Consider the following 19,454-nt stretch of genomic DNA (forward strand, 5'->3'; position numbering starts at 1 on the left):
TGGTCAGATCGGCAGGTAAGGGCTGGGCCTGTCGTGCCAGCTGATGTTGAGGGCGTCGCGGGCTCGAGTGGTGGCTACGAACAGCAGGGAGCGGGCCTTGCGCTGTTCGCGCTCGTAGCGGGGCGGGTCCTCGGTGCGGTAGCGGTCGATCACGTGGGTACGAGGAATGATGCCGTCGCTGGCACCGACGATCGCCAGGCGCTGGTACTCCAGGCCCTTGAAGCGGTGCATGGTGCCGACGTGGACTTCGCCATCGCCCTTGGGACCGTCTTTGGTCAGTTCGGCGCAGGTGATGCCGGCCTTGGTGATCAGGTAGTACATGGTCTGGCTGACCATGTCTCGGTCGGCGACGCAGACGGCGATGTGGCCGCTGGGGTCGCGTGGGGAGCCGTTCTCGTCGGTCGAGAGCTCGTCGCGCCAGTTGGCGAGGGTGGTGGCGAGACCCGCGAGTTCGGCGTCCCAGGTGGCGTATGGGGTGAAGCTGGGGGCGGGGCCGTGTAGGACGGACCGGTAGCCGGCGAGGTTGTCGGTTCCGTCGTCGAGGTCGTCGTAGCCGACCTTCTGACCGGAGTTCCGCGGTTCGACGACACGCAGGGCGTCGGCGAGGATCTCCCTGGTGGTGCGGTAGCTCAGGGTCAGCCGGGAGGAGCGGCCGCGGATGTTGATGCCGAGGGCGCCGAGGGCGACCTGGTGGTCGTAGATCCGCTGGTGGGTGTCGCCGGCGATGAACATGTCGTTGGGCAGGTCCGGGTCGGCCATGGCCCGGAGCATCTTCCAGTGGGCGGGGCTGAGGTCCTGGGCCTCGTCGACGACGATGTGCCGGTAGCGGTAACCGAGGTAACGCATGCCGGAGCTGTTGTCGCGGTGGATGAGGTCCTTGCCGCCGACCTCTTCCTTGTATTCGCGGCGGGCCCGGATCTTCGCGGCGCGTTCGATCTCGAACCGGGCGGCGCGCTCTGAAGCCTGACCCCAGGTTTCCACGCCGAGTTTGTCGAGACGGGCGGTGAACTGCTCGATCAACTTCCAGATGTGGTTGCGCTCCGGGCGGGTCAGCGAGCGACCTCGGCCGGCGCGGCGGGCCTGGAAGTAGGCGGAACGGGTGGGCACGGACTGGCCGAGGATGACCTGCTCCCACTCCTCGAGCAGGAACTCCGGCTCCCAGCGGCGGTCGTCGAGTTCGGCGAGGAGCTGCCGCATCTCGTTCAGCGCCACGTTGTCGTAGACGCGCTGCCTGCCGCGGCCGGGCGCGGTGTTCTCGCCCAGGACGCGTGCGGCGAGCTGGTCGATGTGGGCGATCTCGATGCGGGCGAGGAGTTCGGGCTCGATGAGTGAGGCCAGACGCAGCCGCAGGTCGGTGGTGAGGTTCTTGGTGAAGGTGGTCAGAAGGATCGGCTTGTCGTGGCCGGGAGGCATTTGCTCGACCAGGTGCTTGACCCGGTGGAGGGCGACGATGGTCTTGCCGGTCCCGGGGCCGCCCGAGACGCGGGCGGGCCCGTTGTAGTGGCGGCGGACGATGCGTTCCTGGGTGGGGTGTAGGAACACCTTCCAGGCGCGGAAGTCGCCTTCGTCGATGGCGGCCTGGACGGCGTCGTCCACGGCAGTGACCTTGGTCCGGGTCAGGGCCGCGGCGAAGTCGCCGAGGTCGGGCTCGTGGCCGAGCTCGACGGGCTGGGTGATCTCCTTGCGGACCTCGTCGATGTCCATGCCGGCGGCGAGGCCGTACAGAATGTCCTTCGACAGCAGGGGGGAGCCCTCGACGAGCTGGTCCAGCTCGGTACTGTCGGTGACCGTGAGTGCCAGCTCGATGAGCTGTTCGGCGACGCCGAGCTCGCGCAGCTGGTCGGCGGTATACGCGGCGAGTAGCGCCGGTGCAGCCTGAGGCTGTTCCGGTTCAGCGGCGGGGGAGGGCGCGGGCTCGGCTGGAGGTTCTGTGGGGTCCGGCTCGGCAGGGGTGAGCGTGATGCCGGCGCGGCGCAGGGCGCTGTCGCCGACTACGGCGAGGTCGACGAATTCGATCTCGCCTGTGACACGGTTGACCGCGACCTGGAGTTCCTCGTAGACGTCCTTGCGATGACGGACGGCGATGACCAGCCAGCTCTCGGTACCGTCCGCATCCACACCGGTGGGCGCGAGAAGGGCCCGATAGGACTGGTTCACACGGGCGGACCAGATCCGGGAGTCGCCCTTGAGCTTCTTCAGCTGGAACCCGAGAAGGCTGGGGTTCTTCCGGAAGTCGTGGCAGAAGTCGTAGAACTGGGCCTTGACCGAGCGGTCGAGCTTGTACAGCTCCTGTTCGGCCTTGCGGTACAGGCTGAGCCGGGCGGTCATCGGGTGGTGCCTTCCGTGTCGGGGAGCTGTTCAAGCAGGGTGCCGAGGTGGTCGAGCCAGTCGGCTGCGGTGCGTACGGTCCAACCGTCCTCGGCGTACGCGGCGTCCCGGCGCTGAGCCTCAGGGTCGTCGGCACCGCTGTGGGCGGTGACCACGGCGATCTTGAGGCCGGGGGTCTGCCAGGCGAAGTCGGCCTGCCAGCGGCTCGCGCCCAGTTCGAAGCCGAAGATGGGTGCCCGCTTGCCGCGGTCGGCGAGGGCTTCGGCAAGGCGGAGCAGGTCGGGTGCCTCCTCGGCGTCCTCGCGCAGGATCTCCAGGATCTCCTCGTCCCAGGCCGCGTCCCGGATGGCCCGGCGCAGCGCGGCCTCGACCGCCGAGTCGCTGGTGTGCTCGAGGACGGCGGGCTTGACTGTTGGCTCGGATGCCGGCGCGAGAGCAGCAGTGATGGAGTCGAGCTCGCCCAGCCCACCGCACACGGCGAGGACCTCGACCTCGAAGTCCGCAGCCCGGCTGGCGGCAAGCTGGACGCCGTCACCCCCGGCGATGGACAGGAACTGGGTGATGTTGGTCCAGTACAGCCAGGACCGCCACCGCAGCTTGTGCTCGTCCGTGTCGAGGACGGCGTCGCTGTCATCGAGGACGGCCAGTGCGGTCCAGCGCAGGTCCTCGGGAGCGGCGGCATCCAGGGCGAACAAGATCGGCAGACCGTGCTCGTCCTGGCTGCGAAAGACGTGGACGGGTCCGATACCGGCTGTGTCGGGGACGACCGGCTTGTCGGCCCGCTCTCCAGCCCCGAGGGTAGCGAGCTGGTCGCGTAGCACGGTGACGAGCTCGCTGCGCTTGCCCGTCGCGGACACGGCGGCTGTTGCGGGGACGCCCGCGAGACCGGTGACCAGGGCACGTGCCCGACGTGCCCAGCAAGTGGCGTCCGGGTCACGCAAATAGGCGATCAGAGTGTCGATCGGGTTGGCGAAGACAGCCTCACCGAAGTGGGCACGGTTGCCGCCGTACTGCTCGTAGGCTGCCTTGGCCTGCTCCTGAGCGGTACCCCGGTACGGCGGCCAGACCGGACGGGTGCGTCCAGGTCGGTGCTCGAACAGGTCAATATCCGCCCAGGTGATTTGAAAGACGACCCTTCCATCGGCGCGCAGCACGGTGCGCCGGGTCGCGTCCTCGGCGATGCGGTTGTGTTCCCGACTGGCGTGGAACCGGAAGCCTTCGAGATAGACGTCCACGCTCTGCTGGGGGCCGCCGACCCGGGTGAAGGTGAAGTCGGTGCGGGTGCCTTCGAGGTGCCGCTGGGCAGTGAGCCGCCAGTGCATGACCTCGGATCCGTCGGTGAACCGCAGGTGCCCGCTAGCGTGGCCGTCCTCGTCCAGGGCGGCGTCGTCGGTGACCTTTACCCAGTCCCGCAAGGCGGTCAGGAAGCGAGCCTCCAGGTCGGACTCGACCTGAGCATCCAACCCAACCAGCCCGGTGTGCTCCACCTCGGTGGTCTCCCAGCCGTCCTCGCCTTCACCCTTGAACAGCAGTGATTCCAGCATGGTCAGCGCTGCCTGGCGGGAGACCACGTCCTGGAACTGCTCGGGGGTGTAGCGATGCAGGCAGCGGTGGCAGGCCCGGCGCTGTTCCTCCGCGCACGGGCACGCCTTGAGCTGCTCGTACGCCCGGGCGAGCGTGTCCCGGAAGGCGGCCGGGTTGGTGAGCCGGTCCAGGTAGCCGGTGCCTCCGGGCAGGGAGTCGAAGAGCACCAGGAACCAGCGGCGCTCTCCGCTGTCGTTGTCCGGCATGGACGCGACCGTGGTGTCCAGGTGCTGCGGGTCACCGCCGAAATGCAGGTCCACGCCGAGCCGCAGGGCGGCACGGAAGGAGTGCACCTTGGCGTCCACATCCGCGGTCGCAGCCGGGAGGAGGACCCTCAGTGCCTCGGTCTGGAGCTGGTGGGCGAGCAGTACCGGCTCCTGCGTGGTGCCGTCCTTCTTGCCCCGCCGCAGCGGACACCAAGGGCGGTGGTGCTTGAGCTGCGGGGACCGGGCCGCCGCCGACTCGAGGGCATCCGTGTCGTGGTCGAAGACAGGCCGGCCGTCCGCGGTGGCGGCCCCACACGAGGTACACACATGGAATGGATTCAGTCGCACCAGGTGGCCAGCGAAGTCATCGCGGGCGGGGGCGTCGTAGCGGACCGGCCCCACATTGATCCGGCGGATCATGGCGCTGCGGCAATAGTCAACGCCGAAGGTCTCACGGGCATGCCGCCACGAGCCGGGCTCGATCGCCTCCACCGGAATGTCGACCGCGTCCACGACCGTGTACGAACGGCGGTCGCGGTCGTCCTTGTCATCGCGGATCCGGGCGTCCTCGCGCTTGTCCCGCGAGGTTACGGTGGCCGGCTCGACGATCTGGAAGAGGCAGGAGCCGTCATCCGCGATCTGGCTGGTCTTGCACCTCGGGCACGCCGAGCGGTCGGTTGCGGCGTGCTCGGTACGGACGTAGCCGCAGCCCGGGCACACCCGCCAGGTACGCCACTCCTGCCGCCCTCCTGTGGACAGCTCCAGACCGGTGATCTCGTGCCGGTAGCCGTTGACATAGAACGTGTTGCCCGGTGCCAGCTCCTGGAGGGCGTAGCGGCGGGGGCGCTCATAAGAGAGCGTGTCGGAGGTGTACACCACCTTCCCCGTCTTCGGGTCGATGCCGTCTTCCCCGTACAGGGTCGCCGACAGCGTCGTCGTCGAGTCGATCAGTGCGTAGTTCGGCAGCAGCCCGAGGTCGCACAGCGCACTCTGCGCCGTTGTGTCACCCAGGTGGAGCAGCCGCTTGCCCACACCGCGCCGCTCGGCGTCCAGTTCGGCCTTCTGACGGGCCTGGTCGGGGTCGCTGTCGTGGAGTTCGCCGTGCGCCTCGTCGATCTCGCGCAGCCGCGCCCGCAAGGCGTCCTCGCTCTGCCGCCACTCCCGCTCGGCTTGCTCCACTTTGCCGCGCAGATCGTGCGTTGCGTACTTCTCCAGCTCGGCCTTGGCTTGGTCGTTGACGCCAGTGGGAAACAGCTTCAGGAAGCCCTTGACCAGCTCTTCGCCCTGGTCGATGGCCAGTTCCACCAGATCGGTGAGGTACCCGGACGGCCCGAACAAGCGGGGTGCCTTGTGCGGCAGCGCTCGCAGCACGATTCCGTCCGCGCGGACGAGGCGGCCGGCGGCGGCCAAGTCCAGCAGGTGCGCCAGGTACTGGCGGCGCAGGATCTCGATGGCCGACAGGTGGCAGCCGGGCGGCACGATGGTGCCCGCGATCAGGTCCTTCGGGCGCTCAAGGAAGTACAGGTCGCGTCGGCGCCGGTCCGGGATGGTCAGCAGGAAGGCGTTGCCGGTGCGGCGTCCGGCTCGGCCGACCTGCTGCGCATACGAGGCGGGACGGCGCGGCAGTGCGGCCAGGACGACGGCAGACAGGTCGCCGATGTCGATACCCATCTCCAGCGTCGGAGTGCAGGACAGCACGTTGGGGTCCTTGAAGCCGCCGCCGCGCTTGAATGCCTCCTCGACCTTCTCGCGCTGCGGGCGCCCCAGCATTCCGGTGTGCTCGGCCGTGACCACCTGATACGTTCCCGCACCGCGGTAGAGGCGCCGGTAGTAGTCGTGCGTGTAGTCGCGATCGCGGTGGTGAATGCCCAGGCCCTCCGGCCGGTCGCCAGCCACTAGGCGGCCCTTGCCACACCGGTAGGAGGGGCAGGGCTGATCGTGCCACTGGTCCAGCAGGGAGGGATGGACTGTCTGCTCCCAGAAGCACACGGGGCAGCGCACGTACGAGGAACGCACATGCTCGTCGTCCAGGAGCTGGGCCACGATGCTGCCTGGCTTGAGCCCGTACACCCTCACTGACGTGTCGTTCGGGGTACGGACAGACAACAGGCCCATCGAGGCCAGCTCGGGCAGCAGACGACTCCACAGCTCGGGCGCCAGCTCACGCGGCAGCTCCAGGCACCGGCCGGCCCACCGCTCGTACCAGGACAACCTGCCGGTGGCGAAGTCGAACTCGCTGCCGTTCTTGGTCTGCCCGAGCAAGAACACAGGGGCCGCGATCCCCTTCGGGAAGGCCCGCATACCAGGAGCCCGCTTGCCCCAGATGTAGTACCGGCTGGTACCCGCTTCGTCGATGTACTTGTCCAGCCAATGGTGGGCGACCGCGCCACGCGTGCGCAGCCGCTCCAAGAAGATGCGGACGAACGCCAGGTACCGCGCATCATTCTGCGGCACCAGCGGCAGGCCGTCGCGGACGCACTCCTCGTGCAGCTGCTTGACCAACGCGACCACGGCCGCCGGATCCTGGATATGGACCTGCGCGGCGGCGGTACGGGTCAGCTCCAGCGTACGGCCGTTGCGCGACCGGAAGCCGAACTCCATGAGCGTCTCGAACGCCAGCCTCTGGCCGATCAGTCGCCACGTCTTCAGGTCCCCGCCGCGGCCCTGCCCAGACAGCAGTCGGTCAACACCCTTGAACCCGTGCAGGTCCGGCGGTACCACCGCGGACAGGGTGTCCTTGTCCGTCGTCGCCTCGACCACGTCCGCGATCAGATCGTTGAGGGCGGTCGGCTCGTCGTGGCGAAGACGACCGGCCAGCAGTGCGCGCAGCGAGAAGGTGAACGAGCGGTTGGCGACGAATCCGGCCCGGTGCGCGGCATCCTGCACCGAGTCGTTGAACATCAGTGTCTTGTCCTCGCGGAGCTCCTTGTCGAGCTCACCGCCGGTGAACAGCTGGGTGATCGACGCAGCTGCCATCGCGGCCGCGCCGGTACCGAGGTAGCGGATCGCGTTGCGTTCGCCGCAGGCCGGGCACCAGTCTTCCTTGGCAGCCGTATTGGCGGTCTCCCCGAAGTTCACCAGCACGAAGGCTGAATCCCGGGCCGTCAGCCGAGGTTCCTTCGTGTCCCGGTCGTAGTCGTTGAGGGGGTCGGGAAGCCGCAGGCGCTTGCGGGTGCCGTCCAGCACCATTAGCACGCCGCCGGCACCCTGCGACGCGGCCGAGCCAGCCTTGCCGCTGGTCGCAGTCATCAGCGCCGCACCGGAACCCTCGCGGGCCTGCTGTTCCGTCGCGGTGATGAGGTTCCGCACCCGCGCCTTGTCCTGGCCAAGTGACGCCCGGCGGATCTTGTACGTGTCGAACTGGACGTCGTGATCGTCGCTCTCGGGCGAGAACACCGCCCAGCCCGACCGCCCGCAGTCACGGCAGTAGATCGCCGGCAGGAACAGGTTCGCGCTCTGGCCCGAGGTGGCCGTCGTCACCGGCGCCGTACGCCCGCCGTTAGCGGCGCTCGCGTCCGCCATGCCGGCCGCATCCCACCGGAACTCCGCCTTCGGCCAGGGCAACACACCGCGCAGCAGACGGGATACCGAGCGTGCCCACTGGTGCACCTCCACGTGCACGAAGGGCCGTGGCTCGGCGGGCGTGGACTCCGGGTCGCGGGCGTGCGAGAGCAGTGCGACGAACCGTGCCAGCGCCTCGGCGGCCTTCTCCGGCTGCCGGGCCACTGCCTGCGACCAGCCGGCCGCACCGGCCCGCCACATCACATCCAGCACCTCGGGGCTGGTCTTCACCTCGCCACTCAGGGCCTGCATCACGGCGCGGGTGAACAGGTGCCGCTTGAGGTTCCCGCCGAGCACGAAGGGATCGAGGTCACGGACATCCGTCACCTTCTCGATCAGGTCCAGGAGTGCCTCGTCGCCGGTCGTCGGATCAGGCAGCGCCAGCAGCTCGTCGGGCGTCGGCATCGGCTGCATGGTCACGTCACCGAGTGGAACGAACTCCTCGACGGACAGCCGGTTCTCCCCGACGATCGCGTCCGCCGTGAACTCCGTACCGAAGACCTGCGTCGCCACCTCGAGCAGTCGCGCCACGCCATCCTCGTCCGTACCGGAGGCCAGCGTCGCCGACGTCGCCACCGGACAAATCTTCCCCAGCGGACGGCCATCCTCGGACGCGCCGACTGCGGCAGCGAGCCGCCGCAGCAGCATCCCGACGTCCGTACCCTGCGCACCGTCGTAAGTGTGGAACTCGTCCACGACGATGTAGCGGATGTCCGACTCCCGCCACAGCGGCGCGTCATCGGCACGCTGGAGCAGGAGGTCCAGCATCTTGTAGTTCGTGATCAGAATGTCCGGCGGCGAGATCTGCATGTCCGAACGCCGCGTACGCACCTTCTCGTACTGGGTCGCGGCCCGTTCACCGATGTAGAGGCCAGCCGACAGCTTCCCGAGCTCGGCGTTCTGAGTGAGCAGCTCGTTGATGCGCTGCGCCTGATCGGTGGCGAGGGCGTTCATCGGGTACAGGAAGACCGCCTTCACGCCGGCCTTCCCCGCTTCGCGCTCCCGCCGACAGTGATCGAGCACCGGGTACAGGAAAGACTCCGTCTTGCCGGAGCCCGTGCCGGTGGTCACGAGCGTCGGCTGCGGCGTGTGCCCATGTGCGGAGGTCAGACGCGCGAAAGCGACCGCCTGATGCGCATACGGCTTGAACCCCTCCCGCTGCCACTCCAGGTGCTTCCGCCAGCCCTCACCGGCCACGGTGAAAGGTGTCCGGATCCGCAGATACGGCCCACGGAACATCCCCGACGTCTCATCCCCAAGAAACCGGTGCAGCGCCTCGCGCGCACCCTCGTCGGTGAGCGCGTACGTTGTCGACAGGTACTGCAGCAGGCTCTCCTTGAGCCCCCGCGCCTGAAGGGTTGGCCTCACGAGTTCGGCACCTCCTGCTTGACCGGGTCCCACTCACCGCGGGCGACGGCCTCGGCGAGCCGAATCTGGAACACAGCGTGTGCGGCCCGCATCTCCGCCTCGCGGTCTGCTTTGAAGAAGGGCGCGGTGTAGGCCTCCGGCACTGGGGCGCTAGCAGGATCTGCTTGGTACACCTTGAACTGCGCCCAGCTTTCCTTGGTCTGCCGTTGCCCGACTGTGCGGGCGTTACCCGCAATCTTCCAACCCTCTGCGTCGAACCATGTGACTTCCTCAAACCGGTTCATAACAGGGAATCGGGCGCGATACATTGCGATCAGCGCTTCCGCGGAGAGCCCTAGCCACACAGCCACCAATGCGTCCAGTTCGACCAAGGCGGCGCGACGGGCACGTTCGGTACGCAATGCGGTATCCCGTTCCCAGTGCTGCCCAACTGCATTGAGTGGTGGAAGGCCAGGCCACTCGCACGCCCACCCCTCGTTCGTGGGCCACTGCGCATCATAAAGCTCCTCCCACAGGTCGCTGTACGCGACCGTAAGGCAGTTGAGTCGGAGGGCCCTGAGGATCAATGGGGAGGATAGGGGGTGGGCGGGCTTCGGTGCCGGCATCGTTCGGACGTCGCCGGCACGCAGGTCTGCTCTACCTGTTGTGCGCAGGAAATAATCCAGCGGAATAGATGCCCAGAATCCGGAATTCAGAACCGTCTCTGTGTTATTTAGCGTGGTCAAGCTGTTGATTAGATCGATATGGGCAGGACCCGGGGGGATCACTGCTGCGTACAAGCTCCTCTCGGTGTCAGGTGCGATCTGTCGCCGCCACGCCAGACGATAGAATTTCGTGTAGCTGCGCATTGAGCGGGATTTAATGACAGCGTCAACCGCCGCAGGAGAAATTTCGAGGACGGGCGTATCCGTCGATTCCGCAAGCTCCTTTGCTACCGTATTGCGATAGTCTGGGTTGTTGCTCTCTGACTTGAAGTGAGCGCGGTCAAGCCATTTGTCTTGAGATTGTTCGTACGCGGTGCGTCCAGTTGCGCGGCGATATTCCGTCGGTGGTACGACGTCGTCTTCGATGGTTACAAGATTCATCCCGAGGACGTCGTTACTTCCAGCGTTCGGCGCCTTGAATAGTGGCGTGGCCACCCCGAGCTGGGGTCCCTTGAGGATGACTTCGGACCAGTCGTCTGGATTGGAGAGGTTGTACTCGATAAGTCCAGCGTCTCTAGTGGGAGTTTCGTAGAACCCTTGCGAAACTTGAAGAGTGGGCTGGTCGAGTCGAATAGGATAGTTGGCCAGAGAATTGATGGCCTCTGCTTCCGCAGTGCTGACCGGGGAGAGGAGTCGCCCCTGGCTGGCGGGTCGGTCCACCTTGCCAATTAGGCGCTGCCATTGGGCCAACACTTCGGTGGTGACATTGATGATGCGTGCGCGGTGAGGTCTTTCGTCCAGCGCTCCCTTGAAACGCACTCCAGGGGGTTCGCCGTTTCCGTCGTGTGTTCCAGAGAGTCGGAGGGCGTCGACTGAGAAGAGCCAGCAAAGGTGATCGAAGTCGATTTGTCCGGGCGGGCCGTAAACGTGCAACCCAAAGTGGCTTGATTCCCCGACTGGGGCTGGGAAGAAGCGGTGTCCGGGATTCACGAAATCGGCATGAATGCGGAGTCTCTGGTAAGCCTCCTCTCGAAGGAACGACTCCTTGTCGCCTGTGAAGTGAGTATCCGGATGGATAAGACCGATCACCCCGGACTCTGCGGAGTTCGACCAAGTTCTGCACATAAATGCCCGATACAGATCTGGGCGCGTGCCTGCGAGAAGTGGGTATGTTTGAGATGAGCTCAGCAATGCCGAGGTTGAGGACGTGGATGTCAATTGGTTAAGGATGTACGCGCGTCCGCCGGATGTTTCGTGGATTGCCGTGCGACGTCGAGCCTTCTCCGCAGCCACGTGTTTGTCGGTGAGTTTAAACCAGGGGTCAAACTCGGCGAGTACTGCAAGCTCATCCCACTGAGGGCGAACCCACGGGGGGTTGCCGACCTGGAGGTCGAAGCCGCCGCCTTGCGCGAAGACGATGGCGAACTCTAGCTCCCAGTGGAGGAATCCCTGTTCCTCCGCGATGTCGCGCACCTCTCGGAGCCAGGGGAATCGGTCCTCCGGGTTGCCAGCATCCATGCCCATGAAGCCGGGGAGCGTCTCCTCGAAGGTCTTGAGTGTGTCAAGGCTCGCGAAACTGTCGATGAGGGTTCCCTCGGGCACGTCGGCCGTGCCCAGCATGGCTTCCAGGAACTCCAGCCAGTCGTCGAGATCCTGCAGGGGGACGATCTGCCGACGTTCCGGCGTCTTGGACTTCGGAGCTGCGGTTTTCTTCCCACTCTTAGGTGTGAGCTGCTTGACTTCCACGATCGCGTCGTCGTCCGCGTTCAGCTCAAGGTCCTCGAAGGTTGTCTGCTCGGGACCGAGCGAGAACAGAGCGGTCGCCTCGACGAAGCGTGGTGCCGGGCGCGGCGTGGGGGCGGTCGAGGTTTCAGGATCAGAAGAGGGATTCGGCCTCTCGTCGAGCAGCGGTGCGCCGTCGAGTACCCGCGCGAGGCCGTCCAAGTCCGCAACCATCGAGTGTACTGAGTACTCGCCGGCGGTACCGTCGAGCAGCCCGGCCTTGTCGACGGGCCAGAACCACAGAGCGCACCAGGCATCCATGATCTTCTTCAAGCGCCAGTACGGGGTGTCCGCAGCGTTGAAGAGGTCTTCGAGAACCCTCTCCTTCGGCACAGCCTGGTCGGGGCGCTGGAGGAAGGCGTACTCGGGGTCAGTTGGGTCTGCACCCCACACGTCGATCCTGCGGGCGATCGCCTGTTCGGAGAGTTCCATGCGCTTGACGACCAGAGACCAGAGGAACTCGACACGGCGGGCTGCGTCACGCAGCTTGGTGAACTGCGAAACCGGCTCTGTCTTCGAACTGCCCTTGCTGCGCTTGGGGCGCTGGACGACGCCCTTCTTCCAGGAGGCAAGCTGCTCGACGCCCCCCTTCGCGAGTTCCTTGGCTTCCTTCGACCCCGCGACCGCAGCCCAGCCGGGGCTCGGCAGCAGGAATTGGTGCACCGCATCCTGGGGGAGGGGCTGGTGCTCGCCGTCCTTCAGGAAAGGCAGCGGAGTCGGGGCGAGGGCGCCCTTCGCTTTGAGCCACTCCTTGCCGGTGACGTCGTCAGCCGCGTAGACGGCTCGCCGTGCGCCGATGAGGGAATTTCCTCGGCGCAGGTGCAGGCCGAACCAGGGGGCGCGCATGCCGGGGTGCATGGTGTTCAACCACAGGGATACTTCAGCCAGTTCGACGCCGGTGGCATTGAGGTCGACGCCATAGGCGTTGTGGAGGGCGATGTACGCCTTGGCCTTCTGCTTCTCGGTGAGGGCGTCTGCGGTCGGGATGCTGGTGGCGAGCTCGTCCTGGCGGCGGCGCAGGTACTCCTCGGCGACCTGGTTGATCGCCTCGTTGAGGAAGGCGCCAGAGCCGAGGGCCGGCTCGCAGATCTTGTACCTGAGCAGCTCAGACGCGCGGGTCTTGATGACGTTGCCGTTGGTGTCGCTCTCCTGGTCCAGCTGGTGCTTGAGGGTGAGCTCGACAGTGACCTGGGTCAGCGACTCCGGGGTGTAATACGAGGCAGAGGTCTCCCGGTCGCGGCCGGCGAGACGGTAGACGAACGAGCCCTGCTCGTACTTCTTAACGCCGCGCAGCCCCTTGCGCGCGTCCTCCTCGTCGTAGTGGACGAGGGTTTTGTCTGGGTACTGGTCCTGCTTGTGCGAGGGAACGAGCCAGGAGCCCTTCTCCGCATCGCCGCCCTTGGCGACCTCGCACAGCTCCTCGTTGGCGATGATGCCGGTGTACGACATCAGGCCCTCGTAGACGGCGCCAAGCTGGTTGATGCCGAGATTGCGGTAGGAGATGAAACCTCCCCGCTCCCCGCGCTTGCCCTTCTTCATGGTGAGTAGGCGCAGCACCTCGTGCAGAGCGGAGTTCCGCAGTCGCAGGTCGAGCCAGCGGGGGTCGTTGTCCTCGTCGCTGCGAGGGTCGAGGACGCCCCTGCCGATGAGTCGTACAGCCGTGGGCTCGAAGAGTTCGCTGCGCAGGGGCTCGAAGCGCAGGCCTCGGTCCTCGCTGCGGCGGGCAGCTTTGGTCTTACGAATTTCCTCGTCGTCGTCCGGCTGATCGTCGTCAGCCTCGGTGCCGTACTCGCGGTGTCCGAAGTTGACCTTGTTGAAGAGGACATCCAGGGATTCGAACAGGTGGAACCCATTGCGGGCCTCCTCCTCGACGAGTTCCTCATCGCGTTCCACGAGCTCGCGCAGGCGGGCCATGGAGTAGCCGGCCTCGTAGCTGCCGTCGTCGGCAGGGAGGATACCCAGCTCGGGGCGGGCCTCGGCGTAGAGCAGGAACAGGATCCGGTAGAGGTAGCGAAGGCTTTCGCGGGTGAGTTCCCGGGCGAAGGGGATCTTCCGGCTCGCAATATCAGCCGGGGCAACGTCGGTCCTCGGGTCGGCCATCCGCTGGAGCACTTCGTTGGCAATAATCTCGACCGAGCGCTGGAGGCCGTGGCGCAGCTCGCCGGAGACGCCAGCGGCGTTGGCGCCTGAGGACTTCAACAGGGCGTCGATCGCACGGCTTTGATCATTCGCACCGGGCCGGAGCATGTCCAGGCTGAACAGGGCGGCGATGGTCGCGAGTTCACCCTGCTGGGTACGGTCGTTGCGTTCGAGCGCGGCGTCGAGGTTGACCGCGAGGTAGCGGCCCTCGTTGAAGGCCTGGCGGTCCGCGAGGATGAGCACGCCGCCGCAGAGCAGCAGCACGAAGCGCGGGTGGGGGCCGCCGGCCTCTCCGAGCTCGCTCTGGAAGAGCCAAGAGGCCAGGACTGGGCCCGTCTCGTACGCTTCGCTCGCGCTCGCGCGTAGCGGTGACAGCAGGCGGCCGGGGCCGTCGGCGTCGAGGGCGGTGTCGTTGTCGGCGGCCCAGCCGCAGTCCAGAGCGACGATGCCATGGCCGTGGTAAGCCGTGGTCAGGGTATGGTCCCGCCCAGCGCGGTGAACCGTGACCTCGTTCGGCGTGGGTTCGAAGCCGAGAGCCTGTAGCACCGTCTGGTGCCACTCGGCTAGCCGCTTGCGCCACTCCGGGTTGTTGTGGGTGTGCAGCCGGGCTTCGTCTCCGGCGTCACGTTCGGCGGCCTCGGCGAAGTAGCCGCGTACGTCTTCGGCGAGGTAGGTGGTGCGTAGGCCGCGCAGCATCTCACGCGGCGTCCGGCGGGGATCGTTCTCGTCACCCTCGCGCAGGGCCCAGGTGGTGAACAGGTTCTTCTTGAGGTCGGTGCCGAGTTGCTCGGCGAAGTAGTGCGCGGACAGGTACTCGCCTCGGTTGCTGAAGGAGTCGAAGTCGGTGCTCATCGGGCGGTGCCCCCTTCAGCGGCGTTGAGCGGTTCGAGGACGGCGAGGAGGCGCAGCATCGGCTCGCCCGTGGTCTCCAGGGACTTGATCAGCTTCAGACGCCGACTGGCACTGAGGTTGACTCCGCGCTTGCCCGTCCCGTCGGCGGAGAAGATGGCTTCCTGCTGCCAGTGCACGACCCGCTTGCGGTAGGGCGCGAGAGTCGCCTCGATCTGCCGGCGGTAGCCCTCTTTCAGCTGCACGAGGTGCCGTTCCGCCTCCTCGATGGCAGCGGGCACCAGCGCGGTCAGGCCCTCGATGTCGAGCGGCGTGGACCGGCCGGGCATCGTCGGGCCCACGCCGTATCCCTCCAGTACCTCCGCGGTCAGGGAGGTGGCTTCGAGTGCGCCGGGAAGGCCGTGAACGGCAATCCACTCCACGATCGTGGGTCGGCCCAGCGCGTTGGAGCAGATGCCTTGAACCAGGTAGGTCGGGGTGTCCACGGAGGCGGCGAGCACAGGGGCTTGGTGACGGCCGATCTCCACGAGAACCTTGTCGGTCAGCCAGTCCAGGACCGGGTGGACGTCGGTGACGTAGGAGACGTTCGGCCACTGGGACTTGGAGGACTCCCGGGCCGCCTTCAGCCGGGTCGCCGCGAGGTCCTTGGAGAACGTGATGCGCATGCGGCCCGGCTCGTTCTTGCGGGGCATGATCTGCTGCTCGTCGAGGTACGACTTGGGCAGCGCCTTGAGCCGGTACAGCAGGTCGCGGGGAGGCTCGAACGCGATCGTGCCGTCGTCGTCACGGCGAAGGGACAGCTGGTCCTCGGGGTTGGGCTGGCAGACCTGGCGCAGTGCCTCGTCGAAATAGTCGGCGGTAGAAGCGAAGAGGCTGGGTACGTCGGCCCGGAGGACCTCGGGGTGCTCGGGCACGGCCCCGACCTGTCCGAGGAGCCCGGCGAGGAACGCGGCGCCACCCTGCTGGGACTGCTTGAGTGACTCCTCAACGGTCCGGCCGGCGATGAGGTCTTGGGTGAGGCGGTTCTCCTCCTCCTTGGCCCGGTACAGGCCGGTCACCGCCTCCGCCGAGCCTTCGATCTTGTGTGCTTCCTCCTCTCGCTTGAGGAGCTTCTCGCCCACCAGGCGGTCGTCCAGCGTGCGCGGTAGCCCGGTCGTCTCATCCGTACGCCACGGGACGTCGCTGGTGAGGATCAAGGCCCGGAACTGCGGCTGGTGTTCCTGGCCGTAACGGTCGATACGGCCGTTGCGCTGCTCGATCCGGATCAGAGACCACGGCAGGTCGAAGTGGATCAGGCGATGGCACTGCTGGTGCAGGTTGACACCCTCGGAGGCGACATCGCCGGTGAACAGGATGCGCACCGGGTCGTCGCGCAGCCCGAACTTCTCGACGATGGCCTGCTGCTCCTCGTCGCTGCTGGCCTCGCCGTGCATGACCTGCACCGCGCCACCGAACGCCAGCCAGGGCTTCTTCTCGTCAGGACTGGCTTCGTGCCTGAAGCCGAGCGCGGCCGGGACACTCTCGGCCAGCCACTTCAAGGTGGGGATGCGCTCGGAGAACACCACCACGCGAGTCTCCGAACCAGGGCCGACCCCCATCTTCCGCAGCTCCGCCAGCAGCGCCACCAGCTTTGCCGAGTCCTCGTCCTGGATCTGCTCAGCCAAGCCCCGCAAGTCGACGAGGGCGGCGCGCTCCGCCTGCCGTTCCGCTTCCCGGACCGCAGGGTCGACCGGCCGGGTGGCCTTCTGGGCACGGTCCGCCGACTGCTCAGAGGACGGCTTGTCCAGCGTCGCCAGCCGCGTCTTGACCGTCTCCAGCAGGGCCCGGTGCGAAGACAGGAAGGACTTCAGCAGCTGGTACGGCACGAGCTGGTGCCGGCTGACTGACGGCTGCGCCAGATCACCCGGAATCCAGCGCGCGGCCAGCTCTTGGAAGACGGCCAGCTCCTTCTCGCCAGCCGGCACGTGAATGGGCTGCGACGGGCCGCGGTCCGCCCAGGAGCCCTTCAGCGAGTCACGCACCTCGGCTGAGGTCTTCGTGCGCCGGATGTAGAGGTGGCCGAGGTCCTCCACCGCGTACGCGGACGGGTCTGTGATGGCCGCCTCGTCGAGCATCATCACCAGCTCGGCGAAGGATTGGGTGCGTCCGTTGTGAGGCGTGGCCGAGGCCAGTACGAGGGCGTCGGTCTTGCGGGCGAGCAGGCGGGCGAGCTCGTTGTTCTTCGTTCCCCGGTTGACGAGGTTGTGGGACTCGTCGATGACGACGGCATCCCAGTCGGTGTGCTCCAGGTGGTGCGCGTAGACATCGCTCTTGAGGGTGTCCACGGAGATGATGGCGCGCTTGAAGTATGCGAACGGGTTGCGGCCGGCCGGGATGTCCTGCTGGATGCGCTGGATGCCGGTCGAGTCCAGGCGCACCAGAGGAATTGCGAAACGGGTCCACAGCTCGCGCTGGAACTGCTCCAGCACATGCTGCGGGGTTACCACCAGGATCCGCTCACCGCGGCCGCGCCGGATCAGCTCGGCCAGGAGCACCCCGATCTCCAGGGTCTTGCCCAGGCCCACTACATCCGCGATCAGGATGCGCGGCTGCGGGTTCTTCATCGACAGCGCTAGCTCGGCAGGGCGCAGCTGGTGCACCTGTTGGTCCATGAGGAAGCCGTCGGCCAGCGCCAGCCCGTGCTCTGTCTGCGGTAGGAACGTCTTGCGGATCACAGACTCGAGGAACAGCCGACCGCGCCGATGGTTCGGCGAGTCGTCCGAGACGAGCCGGGTCTCCCGCGGGTCCAGTACCTGGATGTGGTCGAGCAGGCTGTAGAAGACGGCGTCGGTGCCGCGGACGAACGACGAGATGCCGGTGACCTCGACCATCCACCCGTCGAGCTTGGTGTCCTTGCAGTTACGGACAAGCCACAGCTCGTCCCGGATCAGTACCTGAGCTCCCGGCGCGAAGCCGGACGAAGTGGGACCCGAAGGCCGATCCGGAACATCGTCGGGCCTCCAGGCGTCCCACACCGCATCGCCCTGGCCGCTCACGGCTTCCGCCTCGACGCTCAACGTCCGCTCCGATCCTCTACCTGCGGCCTTACAGCCGCTCACACCCCACGGGCTCCTTGGGCGCCGTCACGCGACGCCCGTACGCACCCATTCCGACACAGACTCTCACCAGGCACTGTCAGTGCAGGAGTCAAAGAGCGAGATCCACCGCATACTGCGCGCGCAGCTCGTCCGCGACCCGCTTCGACGCCGGAGGCCGCCCCTTGGCCGAGCCGGCCTTCGGCCGGGGCCGCTGGCGCTCGGGTGCTGTGGTCGGCTCTGGCAGAGGCACCGCGAGCTCCTCTGCATCGGGTTCTGCTTCGTCATCGCCCTGCTCGCCTGGTGCCGCTGCCCGCGGAGTCATGTCGAGCGGGCTCTCGGGCTCCCCATCTTTGGCAAGGGCCGCCTGCTCCTGGAGGAGCTTCTCGAACGACGCCGTGAAGAGCTCCCCAGCGGGTGACGGCGGCTCGCCAGTGGTGGTGCGCGCGATCAACGCCAGCCGTGCGGACGCCGGCGAGGTTCCGGAGCCGGTGAGGATCTCCGCGCACGCATCAGAGACTGCCGTGAGGGTCGGCCTGTCCTCCGGCTCGTGCGCGAGCATCGACTCCAGCAGGGGAACCAGCGCCGCAGGCACACCAGAGAGGTCAGGGGCGATGTCGGCATTGGTGACCTGCGCCGCGATGGCCTCCCAGCGCGTCCCGTCGTACGGGTAGTGGGTGGCGGCCGCGTACAGCAGTACTGTGCCCAGCGCGTACACGTCCGCAGCGGGGGTTACCTGAGGGCGGCCGCTCGCTTGCTCCGGCGGCATGCAGCGCACCGTACCGATGATCATGCCGCTGTGGGACAGGGTCTCCTGGGAGGTGTCCATGAACGCGCCCAGCCCGAAGTCGATGATCATCGGACCGTCACTGCCCAGGATGACGTTCTGAGGCTTCAGGTCGCGGTGCAGAAGACCGGCGGCATGTACGGCCGCCAAGCCCTCCGAAAGCAGGGCGCCGAGGCTGGCCACCATCGGCAGTGGGAGGGCGCCGTCGTTGTCGATGCAGGTCAGCAGTGTGCGGCCGGCCACGTACTCCATGGCCAGCCACGGCTGGTCCGCGTAGGGGTCGGCGTCGAGGAAGCGGGCCACGCGGTTCGTACCGATCACCGTACGTGCGATCAGCGCCTCCTTCTCGAAGCGCGCGCGTGTCACCGGATCGAGCTTGTCGTTGCGGATCACCTTCACGGCGACCGGGTCACCCGCTGGTGTGTAGGCCAGGTAGACCTCGCCCATCCCGCCCGAGCCGAGCTCCCGCGCCACCGTGTAGCGGCCGATCCGCGTGGGTACCCCGCTCATCCGTACCGACTCACCTTTCCGGTGCGCCTCACCCGATCGGCGCCGTCCGAGGCTACTCTAATCGGCCAAAAGGCCAGGCTGGGGGCCTTTCGGCTTGATCAGGGCACGTGGGAAGCGAGCCTGGCCGGAACTCGCGCCTCGCGCGCCCGCTTCAGCCTTAGCCGCGCATGGCCGCGGGGCAGTGGCTGGCAGCCGTCCTGCCCGCTCGGTTGTCGGCCGCTTTTCGTTGCCGCCGTGGTCCGGGAGGCGTCGGCGCGGCGCTGCTCGCCGACATTGAGAGCGTCGTGCGCCCGGCTGCAGTCCGGCCTCGGCCAGTGGTCTGCTGGAGGACCTCGCGGGCGCCGAGCGTGAGGCGAAGCGAGGCGCGGGCCATGTGGTTCCTGCCGCTCTGCGCTCCGCGTAGCCATCAAGCACGCCGACGAAAGCGGACGAGAAGTATGCCCTACTTGCGCAGACTGCCATCCGGAAACTGGCAGGCCACGGTCAGGAACCATGCTGGTAAGCGGTTCAGTAAAACGTTCCCCTTGCGCTCGCATGCCCGTGACTGGGGCCTGGATCAAGAGGCGAAACTCAGGCGGGGTGCGTATCCGAATCCCGGGGCAGGAAAGATCAAGTTCGCGGA

5 protein-coding genes are annotated in these 19,454 nt (G+C 67.0%); all 5 read right to left on the bottom strand.

Translation table 11 applies throughout. From position 1 onward, the window contains the following. Window positions 1–3: 3 nt before the first annotated feature. A complete protein-coding gene (locus tag ACFY15_RS08370; protein ID WP_390825213.1) occupies window positions 4–2,328 on the bottom strand; it encodes a UvrD-helicase domain-containing protein in 2,325 nt (774 codons plus the stop codon). Continuing rightward, window positions 2,325–9,047, bottom strand: a complete 6,723-nt coding sequence (locus tag ACFY15_RS08375; protein ID WP_390825214.1) for a DEAD/DEAH box helicase — start codon at window positions 9,045–9,047, stop codon at window positions 2,325–2,327. The genes ACFY15_RS08370 and ACFY15_RS08375 overlap by 4 nt, the downstream gene beginning before the upstream one ends. Next, the gene (locus tag ACFY15_RS08380) at window positions 9,044–14,464 is read right to left on the bottom strand and encodes a hypothetical protein (protein ID WP_390825215.1); all 5,421 of its coding nucleotides are present in this window, start codon (window positions 14,462–14,464) and stop codon (window positions 9,044–9,046) included. Before ACFY15_RS08380 ends, ACFY15_RS08375 begins: the two co-directional genes overlap by 4 nt. Then, window positions 14,461–17,517, bottom strand: a complete 3,057-nt coding sequence (locus ACFY15_RS08385) for an SNF2-related protein (RefSeq protein ID WP_390825216.1) — start codon at window positions 17,515–17,517, stop codon at window positions 14,461–14,463. The genes ACFY15_RS08380 and ACFY15_RS08385 overlap by 4 nt, the downstream gene beginning before the upstream one ends. A 130-nt stretch (window positions 17,518–17,647) precedes the next feature. Continuing rightward, the gene (locus ACFY15_RS08390; protein WP_390825217.1) at window positions 17,648–18,832 is read right to left on the bottom strand and encodes a protein kinase; all 1,185 of its coding nucleotides are present in this window, start codon (window positions 18,830–18,832) and stop codon (window positions 17,648–17,650) included. Between the last annotated feature and the right edge of the window lie 622 nt (window positions 18,833–19,454).

Source organism: Streptomyces sp. NPDC001373 (assembly GCF_042895815.1).
Taxonomy (GTDB): Bacteria; Actinomycetota; Actinomycetes; order Streptomycetales; family Streptomycetaceae; genus Streptomyces.